This window comes from Nitratireductor sp., from assembly GCF_017794765.1.
Lineage (GTDB): Bacteria > Pseudomonadota > Alphaproteobacteria > Rhizobiales > Rhizobiaceae > Nitratireductor.
In genome coordinates this window covers 524,371-546,415 of the sequence record NZ_CP051236.1, presented here as the reverse complement: position 1 = coordinate 546,415, position 22,045 = coordinate 524,371, and the positions used below count along the sequence as shown (strand labels likewise).

Annotated in this window: 25 protein-coding genes and 1 tRNA gene; 17 read left to right on the top strand and 9 right to left on the bottom strand. The window is 58.8% G+C overall.

Annotated elements, in window-relative coordinates:
- Positions 1–86: 86 nt before the first annotated feature.
- Together HF949_RS02650 and HF949_RS02645 are read left to right on the top strand one after the other, a co-directional pair.
- The gene (locus HF949_RS02650; RefSeq protein WP_292898170.1) at positions 87–554 is read left to right on the top strand and encodes a MarR family winged helix-turn-helix transcriptional regulator; all 468 of its coding nucleotides are present in this window, start codon (positions 87–89) and stop codon (positions 552–554) included.
- On the top strand, positions 551–1,813 hold the full coding sequence (locus HF949_RS02645; protein ID WP_292898169.1) for a multidrug effflux MFS transporter: 1,263 nt from the start codon (positions 551–553) through the stop codon (positions 1,811–1,813). The genes HF949_RS02650 and HF949_RS02645 overlap by 4 nt, the downstream gene beginning before the upstream one ends.
- Before the next feature lie 9 nt (positions 1,814–1,822).
- On the opposite strand, the gene HF949_RS02640 is transcribed toward HF949_RS02645, so the two are convergent.
- The 3 genes from HF949_RS02640 to HF949_RS02630 form a co-directional block, all read right to left on the bottom strand.
- Positions 1,823–2,467, bottom strand: a complete 645-nt coding sequence (locus HF949_RS02640; protein WP_292898168.1) for a carbonic anhydrase — start codon at positions 2,465–2,467, stop codon at positions 1,823–1,825.
- 161 nt (positions 2,468–2,628) lie between these two features.
- Positions 2,629–3,513, bottom strand: coding sequence for a pyridoxal kinase PdxY (pdxY, locus tag HF949_RS02635; RefSeq protein ID WP_292898167.1), 885 nt, complete (start codon positions 3,511–3,513; stop codon positions 2,629–2,631).
- Positions 3,514–3,521: 8 nt separating this feature from the next.
- Positions 3,522–3,899: a hypothetical protein gene (locus tag HF949_RS02630; protein ID WP_292898166.1), complete on the bottom strand. Its 378-nt coding sequence runs from the start codon at positions 3,897–3,899 to the stop codon at positions 3,522–3,524.
- Between HF949_RS02630 and HF949_RS02625 the strand changes: the two genes are divergently transcribed.
- The 5 genes from HF949_RS02625 to ppa all read left to right on the top strand — a co-directional run bounded on the left by HF949_RS02625 (position 3,898) and on the right by ppa (position 7,389).
- Positions 3,898–4,536 (top strand): LemA family protein, encoded by a 639-nt coding sequence (locus HF949_RS02625; RefSeq protein ID WP_292898165.1) that lies wholly within the window; start codon positions 3,898–3,900, stop codon positions 4,534–4,536. The genes HF949_RS02630 and HF949_RS02625 overlap by 2 nt on opposite strands.
- Positions 4,537–4,549: 13 nt before the next feature.
- Positions 4,550–5,389 carry a TPM domain-containing protein gene (locus tag HF949_RS02620; RefSeq protein ID WP_292898164.1) on the top strand — a complete coding sequence of 280 codons (840 nt, stop codon included), beginning with the start codon at positions 4,550–4,552 and terminating at the stop codon, positions 5,387–5,389.
- Positions 5,390–5,391: 2 nt separating this feature from the next.
- On the top strand, positions 5,392–6,036 hold the full coding sequence (locus tag HF949_RS02615; RefSeq protein WP_292898163.1) for a TPM domain-containing protein: 645 nt from the start codon (positions 5,392–5,394) through the stop codon (positions 6,034–6,036).
- A gap of 88 nt (positions 6,037–6,124) precedes the next feature.
- On the top strand, positions 6,125–6,631 hold the full coding sequence (locus HF949_RS02610) for a GNAT family N-acetyltransferase (RefSeq protein WP_229449538.1): 507 nt from the start codon (positions 6,125–6,127) through the stop codon (positions 6,629–6,631).
- Between the two features lie 224 nt (positions 6,632–6,855).
- Complete coding sequence (ppa, locus tag HF949_RS02605; RefSeq protein ID WP_292898162.1) at positions 6,856–7,389, top strand: inorganic diphosphatase; 534 nt, start codon at positions 6,856–6,858, stop codon at positions 7,387–7,389.
- Between the two features lie 11 nt (positions 7,390–7,400).
- On the opposite strand, the gene HF949_RS02600 is transcribed toward ppa, so the two are convergent.
- Genes HF949_RS02600 through HF949_RS02590 form a run of 3 tightly spaced genes read right to left on the bottom strand, consistent with a single transcriptional unit; the run spans position 7,401 to position 8,688 of the window.
- On the bottom strand, positions 7,401–8,012 hold the full coding sequence (locus tag HF949_RS02600; protein WP_292898161.1) for a hypothetical protein: 612 nt from the start codon (positions 8,010–8,012) through the stop codon (positions 7,401–7,403).
- Positions 8,013–8,067: 55 nt separating this feature from the next.
- Complete coding sequence (locus HF949_RS02595) at positions 8,068–8,394, bottom strand: DUF167 family protein (RefSeq protein ID WP_292898160.1); 327 nt, start codon at positions 8,392–8,394, stop codon at positions 8,068–8,070.
- Positions 8,395–8,397: 3 nt separating this feature from the next.
- Positions 8,398–8,688, bottom strand: a complete 291-nt coding sequence (locus tag HF949_RS02590; protein ID WP_292898159.1) for a YggT family protein — start codon at positions 8,686–8,688, stop codon at positions 8,398–8,400.
- Between the two features lie 259 nt (positions 8,689–8,947).
- Between HF949_RS02590 and HF949_RS02585 the strand changes: the two genes are divergently transcribed.
- Together HF949_RS02585 and HF949_RS02580 are read left to right on the top strand one after the other, a co-directional pair.
- Positions 8,948–9,023 (top strand) — tRNA-Ala (locus HF949_RS02585).
- 284 nt (positions 9,024–9,307) lie between these two features.
- Positions 9,308–10,411 (top strand): LacI family DNA-binding transcriptional regulator, encoded by a 1,104-nt coding sequence (locus HF949_RS02580; protein ID WP_292898158.1) that lies wholly within the window; start codon positions 9,308–9,310, stop codon positions 10,409–10,411.
- Here HF949_RS02580 and HF949_RS02575 read toward each other — a convergent pair.
- Positions 10,383–11,246: a PfkB family carbohydrate kinase gene (locus tag HF949_RS02575; RefSeq protein WP_292898157.1), complete on the bottom strand. Its 864-nt coding sequence runs from the start codon at positions 11,244–11,246 to the stop codon at positions 10,383–10,385. The two genes, HF949_RS02580 and HF949_RS02575, sit on opposite strands and share 29 nt — an antisense overlap.
- Positions 11,247–11,346: 100 nt before the next feature.
- Between HF949_RS02575 and HF949_RS02570 the strand changes: the two genes are divergently transcribed.
- From HF949_RS02570 to HF949_RS02550, 5 genes are all read left to right on the top strand, one after another.
- Positions 11,347–12,348: an SIS domain-containing protein gene (locus HF949_RS02570; RefSeq protein WP_292898156.1), complete on the top strand. Its 1,002-nt coding sequence runs from the start codon at positions 11,347–11,349 to the stop codon at positions 12,346–12,348.
- 114 nt (positions 12,349–12,462) lie between these two features.
- Positions 12,463–13,461 (top strand): TRAP transporter substrate-binding protein DctP, encoded by a 999-nt coding sequence (gene dctP / locus HF949_RS02565; RefSeq protein WP_292898155.1) that lies wholly within the window; start codon positions 12,463–12,465, stop codon positions 13,459–13,461.
- 157 nt (positions 13,462–13,618) lie between these two features.
- A complete protein-coding gene (locus HF949_RS02560) occupies positions 13,619–14,092 on the top strand; it encodes a TRAP transporter small permease (protein WP_292898154.1) in 474 nt (157 codons plus the stop codon).
- The gene (locus HF949_RS02555; RefSeq protein WP_292898153.1) at positions 14,089–15,363 is read left to right on the top strand and encodes a TRAP transporter large permease; all 1,275 of its coding nucleotides are present in this window, start codon (positions 14,089–14,091) and stop codon (positions 15,361–15,363) included. The genes HF949_RS02560 and HF949_RS02555 overlap by 4 nt, the downstream gene beginning before the upstream one ends.
- Positions 15,364–15,371: 8 nt before the next feature.
- Positions 15,372–16,307, top strand: a complete 936-nt coding sequence (locus HF949_RS02550) for an ornithine cyclodeaminase family protein (RefSeq protein WP_292898152.1) — start codon at positions 15,372–15,374, stop codon at positions 16,305–16,307.
- 395 nt (positions 16,308–16,702) lie between these two features.
- Here HF949_RS02550 and HF949_RS02545 read toward each other — a convergent pair whose 3' ends face one another.
- Positions 16,703–17,698 (bottom strand): sugar-binding transcriptional regulator, encoded by a 996-nt coding sequence (locus HF949_RS02545; RefSeq protein WP_292898151.1) that lies wholly within the window; start codon positions 17,696–17,698, stop codon positions 16,703–16,705.
- Positions 17,699–17,901: 203 nt separating this feature from the next.
- On the opposite strand from HF949_RS02545, the gene surE reads away from it, so the two are divergent.
- Entirely contained in the window at positions 17,902–18,669 is a 768-nt protein-coding gene (gene surE / locus HF949_RS02540; RefSeq protein WP_292898150.1) for a 5'/3'-nucleotidase SurE, read from the top strand.
- A 27-nt stretch (positions 18,670–18,696) separates the two neighbouring features.
- Here surE and HF949_RS02535 read toward each other — a convergent pair whose 3' ends face one another.
- Positions 18,697–19,545: a metallophosphoesterase family protein gene (locus HF949_RS02535; RefSeq protein WP_292898149.1), complete on the bottom strand. Its 849-nt coding sequence runs from the start codon at positions 19,543–19,545 to the stop codon at positions 18,697–18,699.
- 168 nt (positions 19,546–19,713) lie between these two features.
- On the opposite strand from HF949_RS02535, the gene HF949_RS02530 reads away from it, so the two are divergent.
- On the top strand, positions 19,714–20,715 hold the full coding sequence (locus HF949_RS02530) for an ABC transporter ATP-binding protein (RefSeq protein ID WP_292898148.1): 1,002 nt from the start codon (positions 19,714–19,716) through the stop codon (positions 20,713–20,715).
- Positions 20,716–20,748: 33 nt separating this feature from the next.
- A complete protein-coding gene (locus HF949_RS02525) occupies positions 20,749–22,032 on the top strand; it encodes an ABC transporter substrate-binding protein (protein ID WP_292898147.1) in 1,284 nt (427 codons plus the stop codon).
- The last annotated feature ends 13 nt before the right edge of the window (positions 22,033–22,045 follow it).

The following is a 22,045-nucleotide window of genomic DNA, read 5'->3' as shown; positions in this document are numbered from 1 at the left end:
CGGCGCAATGGCCGGCGTTGACGGTCATCGATCATGACTGTATGTAAGGCTTATATTAAGCTTGCCTTATAATAAGGGGTCCAGTCGTGACACATTCTGTCAATCCCGATTCCTTCGGCTTTCTGGTCGCAGATATCCATCGCTTGATCCGCGGTACGATGGACCGCGCGATAGCGGAAGCCGGTATCGGTGTAACACCTGGTGAGGCGAGAACTCTGGTGCATGCGGCACGCGCGGGGGCTGTTCGGCAGAACGTTCTGGCTGAGCGCATGGGTGTGGAGGCCATGACGTTGAGCGGTTATCTGGACCGGCTTGAAGCGCGCGCGCTCGTCCGCCGTTTGAATGATCCGAAGGACCGTCGTGCCAAACTGGTCGAACTCACCGACGCAGCCGACGGCGTTCTGGAAGCAATTGGTGCGGTTGCTGCGGAAATGCGAAAGAAGGCAGCGGGTTCGCTCAGCCAGTCTGAATGGGAAAGCCTGCTGGAGCAGCTCAAGCTCGTTCGCTCCAATCTCGCTGTGTTCTCTCAGAAGCCGGCGGAGGGACGTTTATGAACCTGCGCGCCGATACGTCGGACGAGGTTGTCTCACCACCGCTGATGAGCGAACGGCGCGTCAGCATCATCGGGGCGATGCTGGTGGCGCTCGGACCGATTTCGATGGCGCTTTTCACGCCAGCCATGCCGCAGATCGTCGAGGCGTTCGGCACCACCGAAGCAGCGGTCAAGATGACCATATCGATTTATTTTGCCGGCTTTGCATTGGCGCAGCTCTTCTGCGGACCTCTCTCGGATGGGCTGGGGCGCAAGCCGGTCACCTTCGGCTTTATCGGTATCTACGTGGTGGCAAGCTTTGTCGCGTTGATGTCGCCCAATATCGAGACGCTTATCGCAGCGCGCTTCCTGCAGGGGTTTGGAGCCGCCGTAGGGGTTGCGGTGTCGCGGGCGGTCGTACGGGATCTCTTCACGCATGAGAGCTCTGCCCGGATCATGAACCTGATTGGCATCATCCTCGCGATCGGGCCGGCATTTGCTCCGACGCTCGGCGGGCTGACCATGCAGCTGGCGGGTTGGCATGCGATCTTCGGACTGATGCTTGCAGCAGGCGTTGTGATTTCCCTCGTCATTCATTTCTGCATGCGCGAAACGGTCGAACGCGACCTGTCGCGGATCAGTCCGAAAGCCCTGATCCATTCCTACGGTCTGTTGCTCCGCAGCGCCTATTTCATGCTTTCAAGCCTGGTCATCGCAGGTGCGGTTGGGGCCCTCTACACCCAGGCGTCCGTACTGCCCTTCATCCTGATGAGCCGGGTTGGTCTTACCCCGGCTGAATTCGGTATCGGCATGCTCGCGCAGTCGGGCATGTATTTCGTGGGTGCGCTCGCGGCGCGTTATCTGATGAGGTCGCTAGGAGCCTACAGGCTCGTGCCTATTGGCCTCGCCGCCATCGGGCTAGGCAGTCTTCTTCTGATCGTTTCGCTGACCCAGTTCGAGCCCAGCTTTATCGGAGTTATGGGCCCTGTCGGAATCTATGCGTTCGGTATCGCCTTTGTGATGCCGGCGATGATGACAGCCGGCCTGGCGCCGTTTCCGCGCATTGCGGGTTCAGCATCGTCGCTCACCGGGTTTTTGCAAATGGGCACCGGGCTTGCCGGAGGTACCATCGCGGCATTGATCGGCGACCCCGTGCTCGCAATGGTGATTATCATCCCGACGCTTGGAACCGCCGCGATCCTCGCGTGGCTTATCTGGAACAGGCTGCCGGAACCGGCATTGGCGACGGTGCTAAGGCCAAGTCCGCCGGGGCCGGTTTAACAAGGCTCGTTAATCAAGCTGCGGCCGCTCGAAATCGCCGGTCTGAGGATTCATCACCCACAGCTCGCCGCTTGAAATATCGAACCAGGCACCATGCAGGGAGAGCTTGCCTTTGTCTTCCAGAATTTTAACGCATGGAAAACTACGCAGGTTCTGCACCTGATAGCGGATGGAAATGCGCTCAAGCGCTGTCTGACGCTCAGACGGAGTCATCAGCTTGTTGCCTGCCACAGCTTCGGCTGCCGGCGCTACAAGGCCCATCCATTTGCCGATGAAATCGCCGGGCGAAAGCGGCTCAGCCGACGGGTTGAGCGCGGCACCTATACCGCCACAGCGCCCATGACCCATCACAACGATGTGTTTCACTTTGAGGCTTTGCACCGCGAATTCGAGCGCTGCCGAAGTGCCGTGATGGTGATCGTCTGGCTCATAGGGCGGTACAAGATTGGCCACATTGCGCACAACGAAAAGTTCACCGGGGCCGCAGTCGAAAATCGTTTCCGGTGCCGCGCGTGAATCGCAGCATGCGATGACCATGGTTTGCGGTGACTGGCCTTCTTTGGCCAGTTTGCGGTAGCGCTCACTCTCGGAGCTGTATCGGCCCGCCATGAAATTGCGGTAGCCAGAGATAAGGCGTTCTGGAAGGTGCGTCATGGGTTTTCGAATAGCGAGAAAATGCGTGGCGCGCAATCCGGTTTGATCCGTCTGCAACAGTGCTGTGCACCGTTCTCGAACGCTTAATCGACGCCCGGACTTCAAACTTGCAGTAATGACATGGTCCCGTGTTTTCAACTATCCGCGGAACGCTGAAAGCTTCAATGTGAAGCGGAAGCGGGTTCTGCGACACGCTCGATGTCGATCCTCATTTGTGGTCGTGTCAAAATCTGCCGGTCGGTTTCCAGCATCAGCTCATCCGACCCGCGTTCGATCGCCCTGTTGAGGATTGCGACTACCGAGCCTGTGGTCTTGGCGAGAGCTTCTTCCTGGTTCTCGCCGGCGAGCAATCGGGCAAGGTAAAGTGCCGCGGTGAGATCGCCGGTACCGTTTGGAGCTTTGGGAATGCTGTCATGGGCCGCGCGCAGGACTTCCGTCTTCCCAACCAGCAGATTTGCCAGGCGGTCGGGGCTGCTCGCGGGAGCGGATGTCACCATCACTTCGGCAGGGGGTGCCTTTCGGGCGGCATGTATCGCAGAATCGGTACCGTCAATATGGACGCCTGTGAGCCAGGCCAGCTCATAACGGTTTGGCGTGGCGATATCGGCAAGTGGCAACAGTCTGTCGCGGATGGCTGTAGCCGTTGCCTCAGGCACATACAGGCCGCCCCGGTCTCCAAGCACCGGATCGCAGACGTAGCGCGCTTCTGGATTGCGGCTTTTCAGGGTTTCCACCAGGCCAGCTATCGCATCCGCCTGTTCGGGACCGCCCAGATAGCCGGATAGAACTGCAGAGACTTCGCCGAGCCATGGCGCGTTTTCGAGATCGTTCATGAAACGCGCAAACTGGTCGGGTTCGGGGACGATGCGCGTCGCGGGACCGTGGCCCGGGTGCCAGGGCAGGATGACTGTGGGCACCGCCCAGACGGGAAACCCGAGGGCCTCCAATGCAAAGACGGCGGCACGATTTCCCACGCTGCCGCGCGCTACATGGCTGGATATGACAATAACGGCACGGGTTTCGCGCCGGTGTTCTTCTCTGGTCATGTTGTCATTTACCCGCCGATGATTCCGAAAACGTAAAGGAGGATCCAAAGGATGAGGGCGGTCAGGGTGATTACCGCGATGGCTCTGCCGATCCGCGTTCCCCATAGTTCGATTGGATCGTCCTGTACCGCATCCCTTGCCGAAATGTGATCGCGCGCGCGGGTCATCATGGAGCTGCCTTCGCTTTCACGGCTGACCCGGTCAAGGATCCGCCGCGATTCTGCTTCTGCCTGCTCCACCCGCTTCCGTGCTGTCACTTTGCAAAAACCTGATGCCGTTGTTGAGGCACGACCGTACATCAAGGATCCATCGTTCGGAATTGGTTTCCTATCAGTGGACCATGTTCTAATGTCGAGAGAACCAATTTCCCGGAGGTGCTCCTTCATGTCGATTGCCAAACCGCTCGCCGCCACACCCGTACGCGGCCTTCTTACCCTGCTGGGGCTCTGCCTGATGCTGCCGTTGCTGTCGGCTTGCGGTTTCAACACCATCCCAACACGCGAGGAGCAGGCAAAAGCGGCCTGGAGTGAAGTGTTGAACCAGTATCAGCGCCGTGCCGACCTGATCCCCAATCTGGTCGAGACCGTAAAGGGCTATGCCGCTCAGGAACGCGAGGTGCTCGAAGGTGTTGTCGAAGCGCGCGCGAAAGCAACCCAGGTTCAGATTTCTGCTGATATGCTGACCGACCCCGAGGCCTTCAAGGCGTTTCAGGAAAGCCAGGCCGGCCTCTCCGGCGCGCTGTCGCGTCTTCTTGCGGTCGTCGAGAACTATCCGGATCTGAAATCGAGTCAGAACTTTCTCGCCCTACAGGCTCAACTCGAGGGTACGGAAAATCGCATTGCCGTTGCCCGGCGTGACTATATCGAGGCGGTGCGGCTCTACAACACGTCCTTGAAAACGCTGCCCTCCATGCTTTGGGCCATGTTCTGGTTCACAGGCAATGAACCCTATGAGACTTTCACCATCTCGGAAGAGAACATGGATGTGCCGTCTGTGAATTTCGGCACCAGCAGCGGCGGCTGACGGAGACTGATCCATGGGGGAGGCTGCCTCGCGGGCGCTGATCGCGTTTGGTCATCGCAACATCTGGCTCGCAATTGTGGCGGGATTGATCTGGGTCGTGGCGACGTCCCCAATCGCCGCTGCCGAATTGCCACGGCTCACCGGACGGGTGGTCGACAATGCAGGGATCATTGATGCAGCCACCGAAGCGGCCCTCGGTACGCGGCTGGAAGCTTTCGAGGAGAGATCGTCGGATCAGATCGTGGTTGCCACGATTCGAAGTCTGGATGGAGAGGCGCTGGAACCGTTTGCCAACCAACTGTTTCGCGCCTGGGGACTCGGGCAGGCGGGCGAGGACAATGGCGTCCTGCTTCTTGTAGCGCTTGATGACCGCAAGATGCGCATTGAAGTGGGGTACGGTCTTGAGGGAACGCTGACGGACCTCCATTCAAAACTCATAATCGAAAACACCATGGTGCCTGCATTTCGCGCCGGCGATTTTTCGGCTGGCATCAGTGGTGCGGTCGATGACATCATCATGGTTCTGGAAGGCAATGCAGCCGAACTCGAAGCGCGTGCCAGGCGCAGCCAACAGAGTGACGAGGGGCCTGCGTGGCCGGTCATACTGTTCTTTCTCGTCTGGGGTACGTTCTTTTTCGGTGGTTTCGCGATGGCGTTTCTACCGCCGATTTTTGGCCGCAAGATCGGGCCTGGACGTTACAAATGGCTCGGCATGACAGTGGATTACACAAAGTCGCGTGGCGGTTCGTCCGGTGGAAGGTCATCGGGTGGCTGGTCTTCCGGTAGTGGTGGCGGTGGCTTTTCAGGCGGTGGCGGCTCGTCGGGCGGCGGCGGTGCTTCGGGGAGCTGGTAGATATGACACGACGCATCAGAAAGCTTTCAGACGCGGAACATGCGCGCATCGCCCGGGCAATCGGCGAAGCCGAGAAAGAGACATCGGGGGAGATATATTGTGTGCTTGCGCGTTCCAGTGATGCCTATCTCTATCCTGCCTGCCTGATGGTGGCGCTTGCCATCCTCGTTCTGGGGCCGTTCGTTGGCCTTGCTCTCAGGTATTGGTGGATATCAATCGATCCGGTGATTTTCGCTGTGGCTCAACTTGCCGCTTTCTGCGCTGCTGCAGGTCTGGTGACAGCGTTCGAGGGGCTGCGTGTCGCGCTGGTTCCCAAAGCGTTGAAATACCGGCGCGCACACGCCAACGCACGAAACCAGTTCCTGGCTCACAACATTCATGTAACGCAAGGCCGGACCGGCGTTCTCATTTTCGTTTCATTGGCGGAACGCTATGTGGAAATCGTGGCCGATTCCGAGATCGATGCTCGCGTTGAGCAGACAGTCTGGAATGAGGGTGTTGCGCTGATGCTGGAGCATGCACGGCGCGGAACGCTGGCAGACGGGTTTGTGGAAACGGTGGCATATGCAGGCGAGGTGCTTTCTATGCATTTTCCCGCCGGACGACGTAATTCCAATGAAATCATGGACCGTTTGACCGAAATCTGAGCACTTTTCGGCGATTTGTGTGTGACTGCAAAGATGAGCGCTCTAATGCTTGCGCATGTCGACCCGACGCAGCTATGGTTAAGAGATCATGAACACGCTGACGATCGACATCAGACGAGCAGAGCCGTACGACGCCGAGGCTATCGCCGAGGTCCATGACAGCGCGTGGCGCGGCGCCTATACCGGCATTATTCCCTATCAGGCACTTGGGCGCATGATCGGCCGTCGCGGGCCGCGCTGGTGGGCCAACGCGATACGCCGCTCCGCTACCGTTCTGGTGATCGAGATAGGCGGCGAGATTGCAGGCTATGCAACACTCGGGCGAAACCGTGCACGCGAACTCAGCCAGGAAGGCGAGATCTACGAGCTTTACCTACGGCCTGAATACCAGGGTGTCGGGCTTGGCCGGCGTCTCTTCCAGGCCGCGCGCGATATGCTCGAAGCCCATGGTCTCAAAGGGTTGGTTGTCTGGGCGCTGGAGGACAACGAACCGGCTCTAGCATTTTATTCGGGCGCCGGCGGTCGAGACATCGCCGAAGGCGTCGAGGTGTTTGAGCACCGGGCGTTGCGCAAGCTGGCTTTCGTCTGGGATTAAGGCCCGGCCTTCCGTTTCGGCGCATTTGTGTGTGCAACCAAATGTGTGTGTGTGCAACCAAAGCGCCAAAACTTTCGCACTGCACCATTCGCTGCATTGCCATGCGGCTTTTGACGCGATAAAGCGGCAGCCATCCGTTTCCGGGCTGCTCCGGCTGGCTGACTCCACCGTCGCCATGCCGGTATCCGGCAGCCATAACTGTCAGAACAGAGGTTGCTTATCCCATGCGCATAGACGCCATCTCCACCGGTGACAATCCGCCAGAAGACGTGAACGTCATCATCGAAGTGCCGGTCGGCGGCCAGCCGATCAAATACGAGATGGACAAGAACTCCGGCACGCTGGTCGTCGACCGGTTCCTCTACACGCCGATGACCTATCCGGGCAATTACGGCTTCGTGCCCCACACGCTGTCCGACGATGGCGATCCAATCGACGTGCTGGTCTGCAATACACGTCAGCTCATTCCCGGCTGCGTTATCAACGTCCGGCCGATCGGCGTACTCATCATGGAAGACAATTCCGGTCAGGACGAGAAGATCATTGCCGTACCATCGCCGCATCTGACGCGCCGTTATGAGAATGTGACGAACTATACCGACCTGCCGGAAATCACGCTCCAGCAGATCCAGCATTTCTTTGAGCACTACAAGGATCTGGAGCCCGGCAAATGGGTGAAGATCGGCGACTGGATGGATGCCGGGGCAGCCAGAAAGCTGATCGTCGAGGCGGTCGAGCGAGCCAAGGCAAGCAAGTAAGGGGGCGGCGCTCAACCGCCGCCATCGCTGCCCGTCGTCATGGGCAGCGGCACATCGCCGGCGTCGATCACCGGCTGATCCGCGCCACACGCAAAATCGAAAGCCTGCCCATCGGCGATGCGGCGGGCTTTTTCATTGGCATTTTCGTTGCCGGTGGCAACGACATATCCGATCACGCAGCCCTCCCGCCCGAAAACCTGCCCGACCTTTTCTATGGCGAGCACTTCGATCTTGTCGCCCACACCTTCGCCGTCGTCGATGAACCATCGGTGGATCGTTGCGAGGGGCCACTTGCGGTCACCATCGCTCATGATGCGCCATTCAATGGTCGATCCGGTGGAGTTGAAGCCGGCAAAGCTTTCCCATTCCGGCGCGAGATCGCCGTCCGGCGGGAAGCCGTAAAAGATCGATTCACGCGCATCACCATAGTAAATGAGCACGGGGTAGCCACGCCAACCCTCGCAGACGAAATTCATCCATTCACCTGGATCATCGGCTGCAGGGGCGGCAAACGCCGCGCAATTCTCCTGCGTGTTGATCTCGGTATAGGCGCTTTCGATCTCGCTGGCCTGTGCCATGCTGCCGAGTGCTGCCACCAGAACTCCCACTATTGCCAGTCGCATAAGCCATGCTCCTTCCTTCAGGGGTGGCGAGCATAGACGCATTTCGTGACAACGCCTATTGGCGTGTGACGACCGCGCCAATGCGCGCGAGGAGCTCCTCTGGCATTCCCTGGATTTCCACCGTCTTGAGACGTGTGGTAGCTCCGCCGGTGACCGAAACCGAGTTTCGCGGAACCCCGATTTCCCTGGCAAGCAGTTTCTCCAGGGCGGTGTTGGCTCTGCCATTCTCTGGAACGGCGCGTACGCGCACCTTCAGATGGCAGCGGCCCTCCGCAGTCTCCGCAGGGCCTTCGATCGCATCGCGCGCGGACCTGGGTGTCAGGCGCACGAAAAGCGCCAGCCCCTGGTCAGACAACCGACAGAAGGCCGGTACATCGACCATGCTTCAGAGGAGTGCGGGAGCGATGGTCGTCAGTATGAACTGTCGAACGAAGAACAATATCAGTAGCAGGATGATTGGCGAGATGTCGATACCGCCGAGATCGGGCAGAAGCTTCCGTATCGGACGAAGTGCAGGCTCCGTGACGCGAAAGAGAAAATTGCCGACCGAACCGACAAACTGGTTGCGGGGGTTGACCACGTTGAACGCATAAAGCCAGGAAAAAACAGCTGAACCGATAATCAGCCACCAATAAATGTCGAGCGCCATGATGATGGTCTGGATAAGCGCGAGCATGCCGGTCTCCTGGGCCGTGTTAAGCGCGGCTATCGGGAAGCGGGAACGAAAAAAGCTCGCTTCCCATGCCGTGAATTTTGCGACATGTAGCCATTGCCGATGGATGCGGCAAGTCTGGCGCGATCATTTGCCGGACGGCGGCGGGAAATTGGGCCGGATATTTGCATTTATGGGATGAAGAGGCACGGGTGATCTGGCCACGAACTGGATTCTTGACAGCTCGCCCAGACCGGACATAAATGCGGGTCTCCGGCGAAATGGGGCTGTAGCTCAGATGGGAGAGCGCGTCGTTCGCAATGACGAGGTCAGGGGTTCGATTCCCCTCAGCTCCACCAACCACTTCACGGTCCATTCTTGTCACATCGTTTACATTTGATGCCGGAGAGATGGTTTACACTTTCGTCCGCTCGCCGAACGTATTGAAACGTCCATCTGGCTGATCACATAGCGCGTACATGAGTTGCCACTCGCAGGACGTGAAGTGATCAGTCGCATAAGAGATGCGGTCTCCAGGATCGACATATCGCAGCCACTCATTCCCGTTTCACGGGACTGATTGATGAAAGAGGTGGCTTGCCGGCGCGGCGGCTTTGCGAGATAGAGGGCCTGGAGGGTCGATGTGACACAGGAAAAAAGCCGCAAGGTTACGATCGCGGAGGTTGCCAGACTGGCAGGTGTGGGCACTGCCACCGCCGGTCGGGTGCTGGGCGGCTATGGCTATAGCAGTGAGGATGTGCGCAATCGCGTTCATGAAAGCGCGCGTCAGCTCGGCTATCAGCCCAATCAGCTCGCACGCAGCCTGATCACCGGTGTGACCAAGACAATTGGCGTTGTCGCCGGGGACATCCAAAGCCCTTTTTATTCGAGCGTTCTTCGTGGAATCTACGACATTTCGCGTGCCGAGGGGTTCGGCATTCTGCTGACCGGCAGCGATGAAGACCCTCAGAAGGAGATTGAGGCCGTAGAGCTACTCATCCAGAAGCAGGTGGATGGTCTGATTGTTGCCCCGAGCCAGTTGTCAGGCGCGGAACACCTGCGGGCTTTCGTAGCCACAGGGAAGCCCCTGGTCCAGATCGACCGTATTGTCGAAGGATTGGACACCGATGCTGTGACTGTTGACAATGTTTCGGCGTCCAGACGCTGCACGGCTGAGCTTATTGCGGCCGGTCACCGGCGGATCGGTATCGTTGCCGAACTCGAATGGTGGCAGGGCGGGAATCTCGAGGATTTTATTGCGGGCGTCCTGGCGGGTACGGTCTCGTCGGATCACCTGTTTCCCAGTTGGCAACGCCTGCTCGGCTATCTGCAGGCGCATCTGGAGGCTGGAGTATCCGTGGATCCGGCGCTTGTGGCACGTGTCGGCACCTATTCGGTCGACGCTGCCACCGCAGCCATCGCATCCTGTTTCCGACACAGTGAACCGCCCACGGCCTTCTTCTCCACCGATGGTCTGATGTCTGCTGCGCTGATGGGTGTGTTGAAGTCGGGGCGGCTTTCGATCCCGGAAGACGTTTCACTGGTGTGCTTCGATGATCTCGACTGGATGCAGTTCCATGAGCCGACGATCAGTGCCGTTGTGCAGCCGACAAGAGAGGTTGGCGAGACGGCCGCGCGTCTCGTGCTCGACCGAATCGCCCACGCCGCGCGGCCTCCTCGCCGCTCGGTGTTGAAAGCCGACCTGATCCTGAGGGAGTCTATTCAGCCGCCGGTGAACTCCGGTTGAGGGCAGCTTGCGCCATGTCGAGTTGCACAGGAAGGTCGATGGGAACCCCATAGCCGACGGCGCCATAATAGGAGCACGTTTCGGCAGCCGCCCTGGCTGCGGCCGATAGCGTGTCGTTCGGCTTTTCCTCCGTCATGAGACCGACCAGGGTTCGGGCGATGAAAGTATCGCCTGCGCCAAGGGTATCCACCGCCTCAACTGAAACAGCCTGCATGTCGTATTGCGTGTCGCCGTTAAGGAGAACGGCGCCATCGCGCCCTCGGGTAGCCAGCACCCATTGCGCGCCTGCATTGCTGATCGCCCGGGCAAGCGCAACTGCATCCTGCCGCGAGAGATGACTGGTGGAAACGGAAGCCAACTGGCACAACGGAGCGACTTTGGCGATATGTTCCGCTTCGTGACGAACGGCAAAATCGTAAGAAAGGGCCGTACGCTCAGCGATCTCCGGAAGCCATTGGTCAAGTGCGCTGCTTTGGCCCACATGGGCAACGTCATACCCTGAGAGGAAATCGAAATCATCCGCCACGGGAATGAAGCGCGAGACGCCGAAATCATTGTTGAGGAACACCCTGTCCCCGTCCACGTGGCCGATCACGCAATAGGCGGTGATGCCCTCGACAGTGCGCAGCCGCTCAATGTTGATGTTCTCCTGCAGCAGAACATCGCGCATATGCCTCCCCGCCGCGTCGTCGGCCATAGCGCCGACGTAGGCGCTATCGGCACCAAAGCGGCGGGCAAAGACGGATACATTGTAACAATTTCCTCCCGGATACATCAGCCCGTTGGAGAGGTAGCAGTCGACATCATTGTCTCCGATCGCCGCGATTCGAACCATTTTTCTCTATTCCGATTGACAAGATGTGAGAACGTTCCCACAATGGTCTCATGGTGTCAACAAGGTCTCCGTCGAGGGGAGGCTGTACAGAGGATTTGGTATGAAGCGTGAATTGAGCCCGGATGTGCAGGCGGCCCTCGAGGCTATCGGACAGCGCGAGATCACCCACGTGTTTTTGGTTGCCTGCGGTGGATCTCTGTCGATCATGTACCCGGGAAAGTATTTTATCGATCGACACTTCGAGACAATCACGTCCGACCTGTACAATGCGGACGAATTCATCTGCCGCCACCCCCGTCATCTGGGCGAGAAGGCGCTTGTGATCCTCTGTTCGCAGACCGGCACGACGCGTGAAACAGCGAATGCTGCGAGGTTTGCGCGTGAGAACGGCGCGATTACCGTGGCGATGACCCTTGATCCTCAATCGCCTTTGGCCGAAGCGGCAGAACATGTGGTGCGCTATGATGCACCCTACACGACGGGCGTCCCGATCGACCCGGCAGACAGCAACTATGCGATTCTCTATATGCTCCTGGCTGGCCTTTTGCGCCAGCGGGAAGGACGCGATGTCGTTTCCACCCTTCTGTCCAGCCTCGGCAATCTGCAATCGGCGATCGAACAGGCGAAAGCCGTCTATGAAGATCGCTTCGAGGTATATGCGGACCGCTTCAAGGACAGTTCGGTCATTTACACCGCAGCCAGCGGTGCCGGCTATGGGGCCGCTTATTCTTTCGCCATCTGCGTGTTGATGGAAATGCAGTGGATCAACTCACAGGCCATTCACGCCAATGAATTTTTTCACGGGCCGTTCGAGGTGGTTGACGAAAGCACGAACGCCATTCTCCTCGTCGGGATGGATGAGACGCGACGCATCGAAGAGCGTACACGCGATTTTCTCTACCGGTTCGGTGATCGCGACAGGATCATGGTTCTGGATGCAGCCGAGCTAGATCTGAGTGGGATCGATGAGGCTTTCCAGGGCTATCTTGTGCCCCTGATCTTCTTCGATGCCCTTTGGGGGTTCGCATACAAGCTCGCGCAGCGCCGTAATCACACCATGCTCGAAGCACGGCGCTACATGAAGAAAATCCACGACTACTGAGGAGAAAATCTGGGAGCGGTGGTGGAAACATTGCCGCCGCAAACACAGGGAGAAGGCGCTCATCATCTCAGATGGGCACGCCATAACGGAGGAGCAATCATGGGGAACCTAAACATGAACTTGATCAAACGTCGAAGCCTACTGGGCGGTATTGCAGGTGCCGTGGCGATGGCGGCATTGTCTGCTGCCCACGCCGAGCCGGTGACCTTGCGCATCGCCTCGGTCAATCCCCCTACGGCGGATTCGGTCATCATGGTGGAAAAGGTGGCCGAACGCATCACCGAGCGCACCGAGGGACGGGTCGCCTTCCAGCTTTTTCCATCGGGACAGCTTGGCTCGACCAGTGATTCACTGGAGCAAGCCAGCCAGGGGCAGCCGATCATCACTTTCACTTCTGCCTCGTTCATGGCCACGTTCGGCGTGCCGGAACTGTCTGTGGTGGAGGGGCCGTTCATCATTGATGACAGTGAACAGGGCGAGCGCCTCGCCAATTCGGACCTGATGCAGGGCTACTACGACCAACTGGCGCAAAAGGCGGCAATCAGGGTCCTGGCGATCAACTGGTTCGATGGGCCGCGGCATATGATCGGTGATGCACCCTATACCGAGCCGACGGATCTGAAGGGGGTGCGGATGCGCGTGCCCCCGGTGGAAACATGGCTGAAGACATTCGAGCCGCTTGAGGTCATTGCGACCACGGTTGAGGCGGCGGAAGTTTACTCCGCCCTGTCGCAGGGCGTGGTGACAGCAGCCGAGGCACCACTGACGGGCCTGCGCGCGAGCCGCTGGTATGAGCCGGCGAAGCATCTGACCTTGACGAGTCACTTCAACCTTTTCACCGGATGGGTCATGAGTGAGGCTGCCTATCAGTCGATAAGCGATGAGGATCGCGCGATCCTCATCGAGGAGTTCCGTCAGGGCGGACGCGAGTTGACAGCTCTATCGGAAGAGAAGGCGGCGGAGATACGCAAGGAGTTTGAAGCGGCTGGCGTAACGTTCCACGACGCCGATATCGACGCCTACCGAAGCGCTACTGCCGGCTTCTACAATAGCTTTCCGCAATGGCCCGAAGGGCTTTACGAAAAGGTTCGTGCGGCCGCCACCGGACAGTAACCTGTAGGGGTCGGTGGCGTGTTGGGGCAATTCGTGATTGCCATCGGCCCGTATTGACCGGCGGCGGTGTCCTCCCACAGAGGTCATCGCCGCCGGTGTCTCAACCTGAAAACATGGAAAATCGGGCGCGGGGACCCCGGGAGGAAAGGTGAGGAGAGTGCTGCACAGGTTCTTTTCCGTTGTCGGGTCGGTGATCCCGGCCATCCTGTTGGGCGTGGTTCTGATGGTCGTTAGTGCCAATGTCCTCGCGCGCGGCCTGTTTGGGATCACCTTTCATGCGGCGCATGATCTTGCGCTGGTGGCCTTTGTGGGTGTCGTGTGGTTCGGCGTCGTCGGAGCGGCGCTCAATGGCCAGCTTTTTGGCGTGAGCTTTTTCTCCAATCGGCTTCCACCCCGTTGGCGCCTTGCGGTGCAGTTGCTGGTCCATGCCATCGTCATTGCCATTGCGCTCGCAGTGATTGACGCGGCTCTGGCACAGATCGCCACAGCGCGCTTCACACGCTTCCTCGCACTTGGCTGGCCAAAATGGATCGTATCGGCGGGGCTTCTGGCTGCGATGGCGGTGCTGATCCTCGTTCAGATCACGCAGGCATGGGGACGCTTGAAAGCGGGCCGGGAGGATCGGCCTTGACCCTTATCGCAATTGTTTTCCTGTTGCTTCTTGTTCTCGGAACGCCGATCGCCTTTGTTCTGCTTGGAACATCGGTCGCCTATTTCGCCGTGAACCCGATGATGGCCAGCATTGTGGCTCAACGCATGTCGTCGGCGCTGGAATCCTTTCCGCTTCTCGCCGTTCCCTTTTTCGTGGTCGCAGGGGCCGCCATGGCGCGCGGCGGCATTGCAGAGCGCCTCTACGGTTTTGCCAATGCTCTGGTGGGGCATTGGTGGGGCGGTTTGGCGCAGGTGGCGGTGATGAACTCGCTGTTTCTGGGCGCAATGTCGGGATCGTCCAATGCCGACGCAGCCATTGATGCGCGCACCATCGCCCCGATCATGCGAGACAAGGGATACTCCAACGGATTTGCCTCCGTCATCAGCGCGGCGTCCGGCGCCATAGCGCCGATCATGCCGCCAAGCATCGGCCTCATCATCTATGGCCTGCTCACCAACACCTCGATTGGGCGGCTTTTCCTCGGCGGAGTCGTCCCCGCCTTCCTGATCACGGGCGCATTGTTGCTGACGGTGAGGCTCATAGCCAAGCGGCGCGGATATCGGCCGGAACGCGAGAAAAGAGCGCCGGCCACCGAGGTTTTCAGTCGGGGGCGCGCCGCACTTTGGGCGCTGGCCATGCCTGTCATGCTCATCTTCGGGCTGCGCACGGGCTGGTTCACCCCCACAGAGCTTGGTGCTATTGCCGCAATCTATGCATTCGCGGTCGGCCTCGTCATCTATCGCGGAATCGGCATTGGCGACACATACGCTCTTCTGCGTGAATCCGCTCACACCACTGCGAGCGTCCTGTTCATCGTCGCCTCTGCCAGTGTCTTTTCAATGATCCTCGCACTGGAGCAGATTCCTCAGCAGATTGTCGGGGCACTGCTTGTCATTTCCGACAATCCGCATGTGGTTCTTCTGATCATCATGCTGGGGCTGCTTGCCCTTGGAACCGTTCTGGAAGGGCTGGCTTTGCTTGTAATCCTTGCGCCATTGCTTCTGGAGGTCACGCGCCTGCTCGGGATTGATCCCGTCCATTTCGGCGTTCTTCTCGTCTTGAACACCACCATCGGCTCGCTGACGCCGCCGGTGGGAACGGTGCTTTACACCGTCTGCGCCATCACCCGATGCTCGGTGGAGGAATACACCCGCGAGGCGTTGCCCTTCCTGGCGGCGTTGGTGGCGGTCCTTCTTCTGCTGGCCTTCTTCCCACCGCTGGTCACCGCTCTGCCCAATCTTCTTTTCTGAGACCATTCATGCGTTATATCGATGCTCAAACCGTGCACGAAACTCTTGACTATGCCTCGCTGATCGACGCGCTCGAACAGGCCCATCACGGGGTTATGCCGGAGACGGCCAACCTGATTGCGGATGAGCCAGGGGGCGGGTCAAACAAGTTCGTGACGCTCGTTGGCTGGCGCCAGAAGGACATCATCGCTGTCAAAACGGTCGGGGTCTTCCCTCAGAACCTGTCCCTCACGCCGCCGCAGGCCTCGGTGCAGGGCCTCGTATGCGTGTTCGATGCCCGGACGGGCACGCCCCTTCTGGCTGCAGATGGCGAGGCCATGACTTTTCGCAAGACAGCCGCCGATTCAGCCTTGGGCGCACGGCTTCTGGCAAGACAGGATGCTGAAACGCTGCTGATCGTTGGGGCGGGCGGCCTTGCGCCGCATATGGTCGCTGCCCACCGTGCTGCCCGGCCCGGCATACAGCGCGTCCTGATCTGGAACCGCACGCATGATCGGGCGAGGGCCCTTGCTTCATCGATTGAAGGCCCAGTAACCGCGCAGGCTGTCGAAAACATTGATGAGGCTGTCGGCCAGGCGGACATCATCTCCTGTGTGACCATGGCCGAGGAGCCGCTGGTGAAGGGACGTTTGCTCAAACCCGGCGCTCATCTGGATCTTGTGGGCGCCTATCTGCCGCACATGCGCGAAGCCGATGACGAGGCCATGAAGCGCGGCTCCATCTTCGTCGATACACGGCAAGGTATGGAGGGCGCGGGCGACCTCGCCCGTCCGGTCCGCGACGGCGTGATCGACTGGGAGGACGTGCAGGCCGATTTCTTTGAACTGTGCTCTGGTGTGAAATCGGGTAGGCGATCTGAGGAAGACATCACAGTGTGCAAGAATGTGGGCGGTGCTCATCTGGACCTGTTCACGGCCAGACTTCTTGCGGAAAGAGCGGGCTGAACTGCGGTAGCCTAGCCGGATGCGTTGGAAAAGCGACCGCACAGTGCGTGAAAGGGTTGAACGCTACTCTGGCAGCAGGCCAGACAGCTCTTTGGGGGCTTGGCGTGGCACCAGAGCTGATGCTTGATGTCCTTTCGTTGAAGGAAGAAGACGCGCCTGCCGCGTAGAGTTTCTCCGCTCGGTACGGCCGGCAGGGCGACTTTTCAGCATAATCCGACCTGGACGACTGCATCGCCATCGAAGACGAGTTTGATACCGCTTTGCGCAAAGCGAACCGCTTCAGACAAATTCCCATGACGATAGGGATGAGGTGGTTGTTTCAGGTTGCTGGCTTTTTATCATGCTGCACTAGCGAGAGAACAATAAGCCCAAACTGGAATGTTGCACCGGCTGCTTCAGGAACTGGTTCTTTCAATTGCAGGCAGCTCCAGCAAGGCATTAGCCGCAGCAACATCGGTGATAAGCACCCTCGCACCAGTGGCAAGCAGACCGGCTCGAATTGCCTGAACCTTCCTCACGCCTCCTGAGGCTATCACGACTTTCGGGACCTGCATCAGGTCGGCGGGGTTGATTGCCATGACACGCCGGTTGACCGGGTGATCGATGACCTCACCGGTCTTGTCGATGAAGTGGCAGAGCACATCTCCCACCGCACCGCTATCGCGCAGGCTTTTGGCATCATCGGAGCTGAGGATGCCACGCCTGAAGATCGATGCCTGCGCGCTCAGGTCTCCAACGCTGAAAAGAGCAATATCAACTGAACGGGCGCGCTCGCGCAGCGCACGAAAATCGGCCTGATCCCACAGCGCTGTCACGAGACTGTTGTCGGGCACGAACACGGGGGCGGTGATCTGATAGAGTTCGGCCTGATAGAAGTCGGCCAGGCGCCAGGCGACCGAGGACGGGTTGTGAACCGAGGCTCTTGTCAGGCCGCCAAGCAATGACACAACAGTCATGTCCGAGACTTCGTGCCAGGTAAGGGCCCGCATACATGCCTGCAGAGCGCCACCCCAGCCGACGCCGACCGAGAGGCCGTCGGAAACCTGCTCGGAGAGAAAGCGGGCTGCAGCATATCCAACCACGCCGGCAATGGTCGATTCACTTTGATCGGATGAAGGAACCACGATCGCTTCGAACAGCCCGAGGTGTTTTTCCAGCGCGCGCTGGAGAGCGAGCGAAGACTGAGCCTGTGAATTGATGATGATCTGGACAGTCCCATCCTCGCGCGTGGCTGCGAGCAGACGCAGCACCTTCAGGCGGCTTATGCCCAGATTGTGAGCCACCTGTTCCTGAGTCATTCCTTCGACATAGTAGAGCCAGGCGCAGCGGAGTTTGAGTTCCTCCTGATTGGCCTGAAAGCTGGTCCGTTTGGTTTTTTTCCTGGCTGTCACGACGTTGTTGCCCGTTCTGGAAGAATGCGCTGCTGGCGATGGTGCGTCTTCATACCACACTATCGGACTTTTCATAATGAACAAAACATCGTAAAAGAATAGAAATGTTCAAAAATGCACTAAACCCGCTCCGAAGAATGCAACGGGGGATCACTTTGACCGGGGTCTTCAGCGAGCGAATGTCATGATCGGGAGGCTCTTCTGTGAGAATATTGATTTCCAACGACGACGGTATCGATGCGCCGGGACTGGCTGTTCTGGAGCGTGCGGCCTCCCTGCTGAGCGATGACGTCTGGACCATTGCTCCCGATGGAAACCGCAGCGGATATGGTCATTCGATCACGCTGCGTCGCAGTTTCCGCATCGAGCGTCGTTCGCCTCGACGTTTTGCCTGTTCAGGAACCCCTGCCGATTGCGTTATTGCAGCCATGCAATGGGTTTTCGACGGGGCTGAAACACCCGACCTGGTCCTTTCGGGAATAAACGAAGGGCGCAACGTTGCCGAGGATGTCGCCTATTCCGGCACGATGGCTGTGGCCCGCGAGGCATCGCTGGCTGGTATCCCGGGCATCGCGTTTTCCATGCCGAGGGACGCCGGGCCGGTTGAGGGAGCGGGGCTCCGATGGCTGGCAGACCGTATTCAATGCTTCTGGCGCACCCGCAGGGAATGGGCTTATGAAGGGCACTGGCTGAGTGTGAATCTCCCGCATCAGTTGCCAGCGCCCATGCGTGCCGCGCGTATCGGGCGGGACAAGGTCGCAAAGCGCGTCATTGTTCATCGTCAGGATGGAGAATCGGCCGACATCGAGCCATTGGCAGATCGGGATTATTCAAGCCAGTATGGTGACGAGAACAGTCTGATTGACAGCGGAAGCGCAAGCGTAACCTGTCTGCACTGGATGGGGCAGGGCAGCGTTCCGGTCGCAGCACTCTGGGAGAACGAGACCGTAGCGCGCGTCCAGCCGGCCTGAACGCGCGGAAATCTCTATGCCGGGCGTTTATCCGGCGAAGGGGTAGACGACCCTGATCACGTCATCGAGATGACTGTTTTCGAACCCGGGATGTGTGCACATCTTCGTCACAACGCTTCCATCGTCTTCGAACGAATGCTCAAGATAGCCGACCTGTCGTTGGCCGCCCATCTCGGGCACGAGTTCCGCACGGGTGGTGAAGGCGATTGACGGGCACCAGATGAGGCCGGTCTGGCCGTATTCGCGCGACCTCTGCTGGTGGAGGTGTCCGCTCGCAATCACCCTGAGACTGGGGTGTTCCATCAAAAGGCGCAGACCCTCCCGGCCTTCCGGATCGACGGTCCAGTAGCTGAGCTGTAGCGGGTCCGGCTCGTTGATGAAAAAAGGTTGATGGCTAAACACTGCCAGATGGCGATCGCCGAGGTCCGCCAACTGTTCCTCCACCCATGCATTCTGTTCCGCCTCACGGGACAAACCGGAGCCGATGAGCAGGGAATTTATGCCCAGAATGCGCCAGCGTTCCCGATCGATCACCCAGCGGTCTTCGCCATAGTGCGCAAGGTAGCGATCCATGCGTGTCCCGTCGATCGCGCTGCCGTTTTCACTGGCTGGTCTGGAAAGTCGCGGGTTGTCGCCGACATCGTGGTTCCCTGGAAGGAAAAGGATGTCACGCTCCAGTCCCTCATAAAAGGAGCGACAGAAATCGAAGTCGTCCTCGTGGCGAATGCCGTCTAGCGTGATGTCGCCGGTATGAACCATGAGATCGTGATCAGCTTCTTTCAGCTTCTCAAGCATGAGTTCGTTGTTGCGTCGAAAATGGTCCATCCGTGCCGACAGGTGTGTGTCGGACAGATGAAGCATGCTGAAAGCGGTCATTTCAGTTCTCCTTTTCGAAGGGGAAGGCGGCTTTGAGATTGGCGCGAAATCCATTTTTGAACATTTGTATTGACCTAGAAGAATTAGTTCAATAGCTTGGATGAAGAATTCGGGAGGTACCTGCTGGCAAAGCTGGCTGGGTTCCGGGTGAGGGGCAAAGGATCGGAAATGTCGGGAATTCAGATCAGCGATCTCAGCAAGCAGTGGGGGACCGTGAGTGCTGTTCACCAGGTGAGCTTCGAGGTGGAGCCGGGAACGCTGACAGTGTTGCTCGGGCCATCCGGCTGCGGCAAGTCAACGACTCTCCGTCTGATTGCCGGTCTGGATGAAGTCAGTTCCGGCACCATTCGTATCAGCGGTCGCGATGTAACGAATGCTTCGCCGGCCGACCATGGCGTTGCGATGGTGTTTCAATCCTACGCACTGTTTCCCCACCTGAGCGTGAAAGAAAATATCATCTTCGGCCTCCGGGTGAGACGCGTTGATGCGGCCGAACGCGAGCGCCGGCTGAAGCGGGCGAGTGACATCCTCAATCTTGGCGAATTGCTGGACCGGACGCCAAACCAGCTGTCTGGTGGGCAACAGCAGCGTGTCGCGCTTGGTCGTGCCATCGTGGCAGAGGCCCCGGTCTGTCTGATGGATGAGCCGCTTTCCAATCTCGACGCTAAGCTGCGTGCGAGCATGCGTGTCGAAATCCGCGCATTGCAGCAGCGCCTGGGCCTGACCATGGTCTATGTGACTCACGATCAGGTCGAAGCCATGACCATGGCAGACAAGATCGTTGTGATGAACCAGGGACGCATTGAGCAGATCGCGACCCCGCGTGAACTCTACGGCAGGCCAGCAACTACCTTTTGCGCCAGGTTCATCGGCACGCCGCCGATGAACCTCATTCCGGCCCGCCGCGTGCATGGTTATGAGCGGTCGCCCGATGGATGTCTGATCGGCGTGCGTCCAGAAGACATTGCGGTCGGAACCGAAGGCGTGGAGGCCGTGGTCGAGGGGGTTGAATATCTGGGTGCGGATGAACTTGTGGCTGCCCGGATTGGCGATGCCAGGGTGATTGTCCGCCAGCCTGCGCGTTCACAGACACCAGAGGGCACGATCAGGCTGGTCTGGCCACAGACGGCCGCGCATCTGTTCGGTCCCGACGGACGACGCCTTGATTAAGTGAAACAAGAACAATCCAGGGAGGAGCATTCAATGAAACAGATTCTGAAATCTTCGTCGCTTTGCGGTGCAATGCTGGCGTTGTCGATGTCCACGGCGCTTGCCGTCGATCTCGAACTCTATTTCCCGGTCGCCGTCGGAGGAGATGCGGCGAACATCATTCAGGAAATGACCGAGCAGTACATGGCCGAGAACGCTGATGTTGAGATCAACGCCATCTACACCGGTAGTTATGCTGACACGACGACCCGTGCCATCACGGCAGCCCGCGGTGGCAACCCGCCGCATCTCGCCATTCTCTCGGCCGTGGATGTCTTCATGCTTCAGGATGAAGGTCTCGTTGAGGCATGGGACAGCTACCTGACGAAAGATGAACTCGAGACCTGGGTGGGTGGCTTTTACGATGCATTCCGCGCCAACACCTACAAGGTTGGCAAGACCTGGGGTATCCCGTTCCAGCGGTCTACACCAGTGATGTATTATAACAAGGATGCCTTCAAGGCGGCAGGGCTTGATCCGGAGGCCCCACCCAGTAACTGGGAGGAGCTTATAGAGGCCGGTAAAAAACTTACGGTTCGCGACGACAGTGATAACGTCACCCAGTGGGGAGTTCGCATACCCTCCTCAGGCTTTCCCTACTGGCCTTTCCAGGCGCTTGCCATCGCGAATGGCGCTGAACTCATGAACGAAGAGGGCACCGAAACCTATTTCGATCAGCCGGCGGTGATCGAGGCGCTTGAGTTCTTCGTCGACCTTTCGAAAAAGCATGAAATTATGGCTCCGGGCATTGTCGACTGGGGTGCCACCCCGCGCGCTTTTCTGGATGGCGAAACCGCGATGGCGATCACCACGACCGGAAATCTCACCAACATCCGCACCAATGCAACCTTCGATCTCGGTGTCGCAATGCTGCCAAAAAACAAGCAGTATGGCGTTGCGACAGGCGGCGGTGATTTCTTCCTTTTCAAGGGACATGACGAGGAATCGACCCGTGCGGCCATCGATTTCGTGAAATGGGCCACAGCTCCCGAACAGGCCGCCACATGGTCAATCGCGACTGGTTATGTGGCGCCACGTCCCGACATCTGGGAAACCGAAAAGATGAAAGAGTACGTTCGGGAGGCGCCGGGTGCTCTTGTTGCCCGCAACCAGCTCGAGCATGCAGTTGCCGAGTTCTCGACCTATGAGAACGCCCGCGTGCGTCAGATCCTGAACGACGCCATTGCGGCCGCGATTGTCGGTGAGAAGTCCGCCGAGCAGGCTCTCAAGGATGCTCAGAGCGAAGCGGACGCCGTTCTGAAACTGTATCGTCAGTAGGAACAAGCGGGGG

What these genes read in the sequence shown, in the direction of transcription:
- HF949_RS02600 (WP_292898161.1), bottom strand. Translation starts at nt 8,012, where the DNA reads ATGCGACTGGCAATAGTGGGAGTTCTGGTGGCAGCACTCGGCAGCATG.
- HF949_RS02610 (WP_229449538.1), top strand. Translation starts at nt 6,125, where the DNA reads ATGAACACGCTGACGATCGACATCAGACGAGCAGAGCCGTACGACGCC.
- pdxY (WP_292898167.1), bottom strand. Translation starts at nt 3,513, where the DNA reads ATGACCAGAGAAGAACACCGGCGCGAAACCCGTGCCGTTATTGTCATA.
- dctP (WP_292898155.1), top strand. Translation starts at nt 12,463, where the DNA reads ATGAACTTGATCAAACGTCGAAGCCTACTGGGCGGTATTGCAGGTGCC.
- HF949_RS02615 (WP_292898163.1), top strand. Translation starts at nt 5,392, where the DNA reads ATGACACGACGCATCAGAAAGCTTTCAGACGCGGAACATGCGCGCATC.
- HF949_RS02630 (WP_292898166.1), bottom strand. Translation starts at nt 3,899, where the DNA reads ATGAAGGAGCACCTCCGGGAAATTGGTTCTCTCGACATTAGAACATGG.
- HF949_RS02625 (WP_292898165.1), top strand. Translation starts at nt 3,898, where the DNA reads ATGTCGATTGCCAAACCGCTCGCCGCCACACCCGTACGCGGCCTTCTT.
- HF949_RS02575 (WP_292898157.1), bottom strand. Translation starts at nt 11,246, where the DNA reads ATGGTTCGAATCGCGGCGATCGGAGACAATGATGTCGACTGCTACCTC.
- HF949_RS02640 (WP_292898168.1), bottom strand. Translation starts at nt 2,467, where the DNA reads ATGACGCACCTTCCAGAACGCCTTATCTCTGGCTACCGCAATTTCATG.
- HF949_RS02530 (WP_292898148.1), top strand. Translation starts at nt 19,714, where the DNA reads ATGTCGGGAATTCAGATCAGCGATCTCAGCAAGCAGTGGGGGACCGTG.
- HF949_RS02570 (WP_292898156.1), top strand. Translation starts at nt 11,347, where the DNA reads ATGAAGCGTGAATTGAGCCCGGATGTGCAGGCGGCCCTCGAGGCTATC.
- HF949_RS02535 (WP_292898149.1), bottom strand. Translation starts at nt 19,545, where the DNA reads ATGACCGCTTTCAGCATGCTTCATCTGTCCGACACACACCTGTCGGCA.
- HF949_RS02550 (WP_292898152.1), top strand. Translation starts at nt 15,372, where the DNA reads ATGCGTTATATCGATGCTCAAACCGTGCACGAAACTCTTGACTATGCC.
- HF949_RS02595 (WP_292898160.1), bottom strand. Translation starts at nt 8,394, where the DNA reads ATGGTCGATGTACCGGCCTTCTGTCGGTTGTCTGACCAGGGGCTGGCG.
- ppa (WP_292898162.1), top strand. Translation starts at nt 6,856, where the DNA reads ATGCGCATAGACGCCATCTCCACCGGTGACAATCCGCCAGAAGACGTG.
- HF949_RS02620 (WP_292898164.1), top strand. Translation starts at nt 4,550, where the DNA reads ATGGGGGAGGCTGCCTCGCGGGCGCTGATCGCGTTTGGTCATCGCAAC.
- HF949_RS02645 (WP_292898169.1), top strand. Translation starts at nt 551, where the DNA reads ATGAACCTGCGCGCCGATACGTCGGACGAGGTTGTCTCACCACCGCTG.
- HF949_RS02590 (WP_292898159.1), bottom strand. Translation starts at nt 8,688, where the DNA reads ATGCTCGCGCTTATCCAGACCATCATCATGGCGCTCGACATTTATTGG.
- HF949_RS02525 (WP_292898147.1), top strand. Translation starts at nt 20,749, where the DNA reads ATGAAACAGATTCTGAAATCTTCGTCGCTTTGCGGTGCAATGCTGGCG.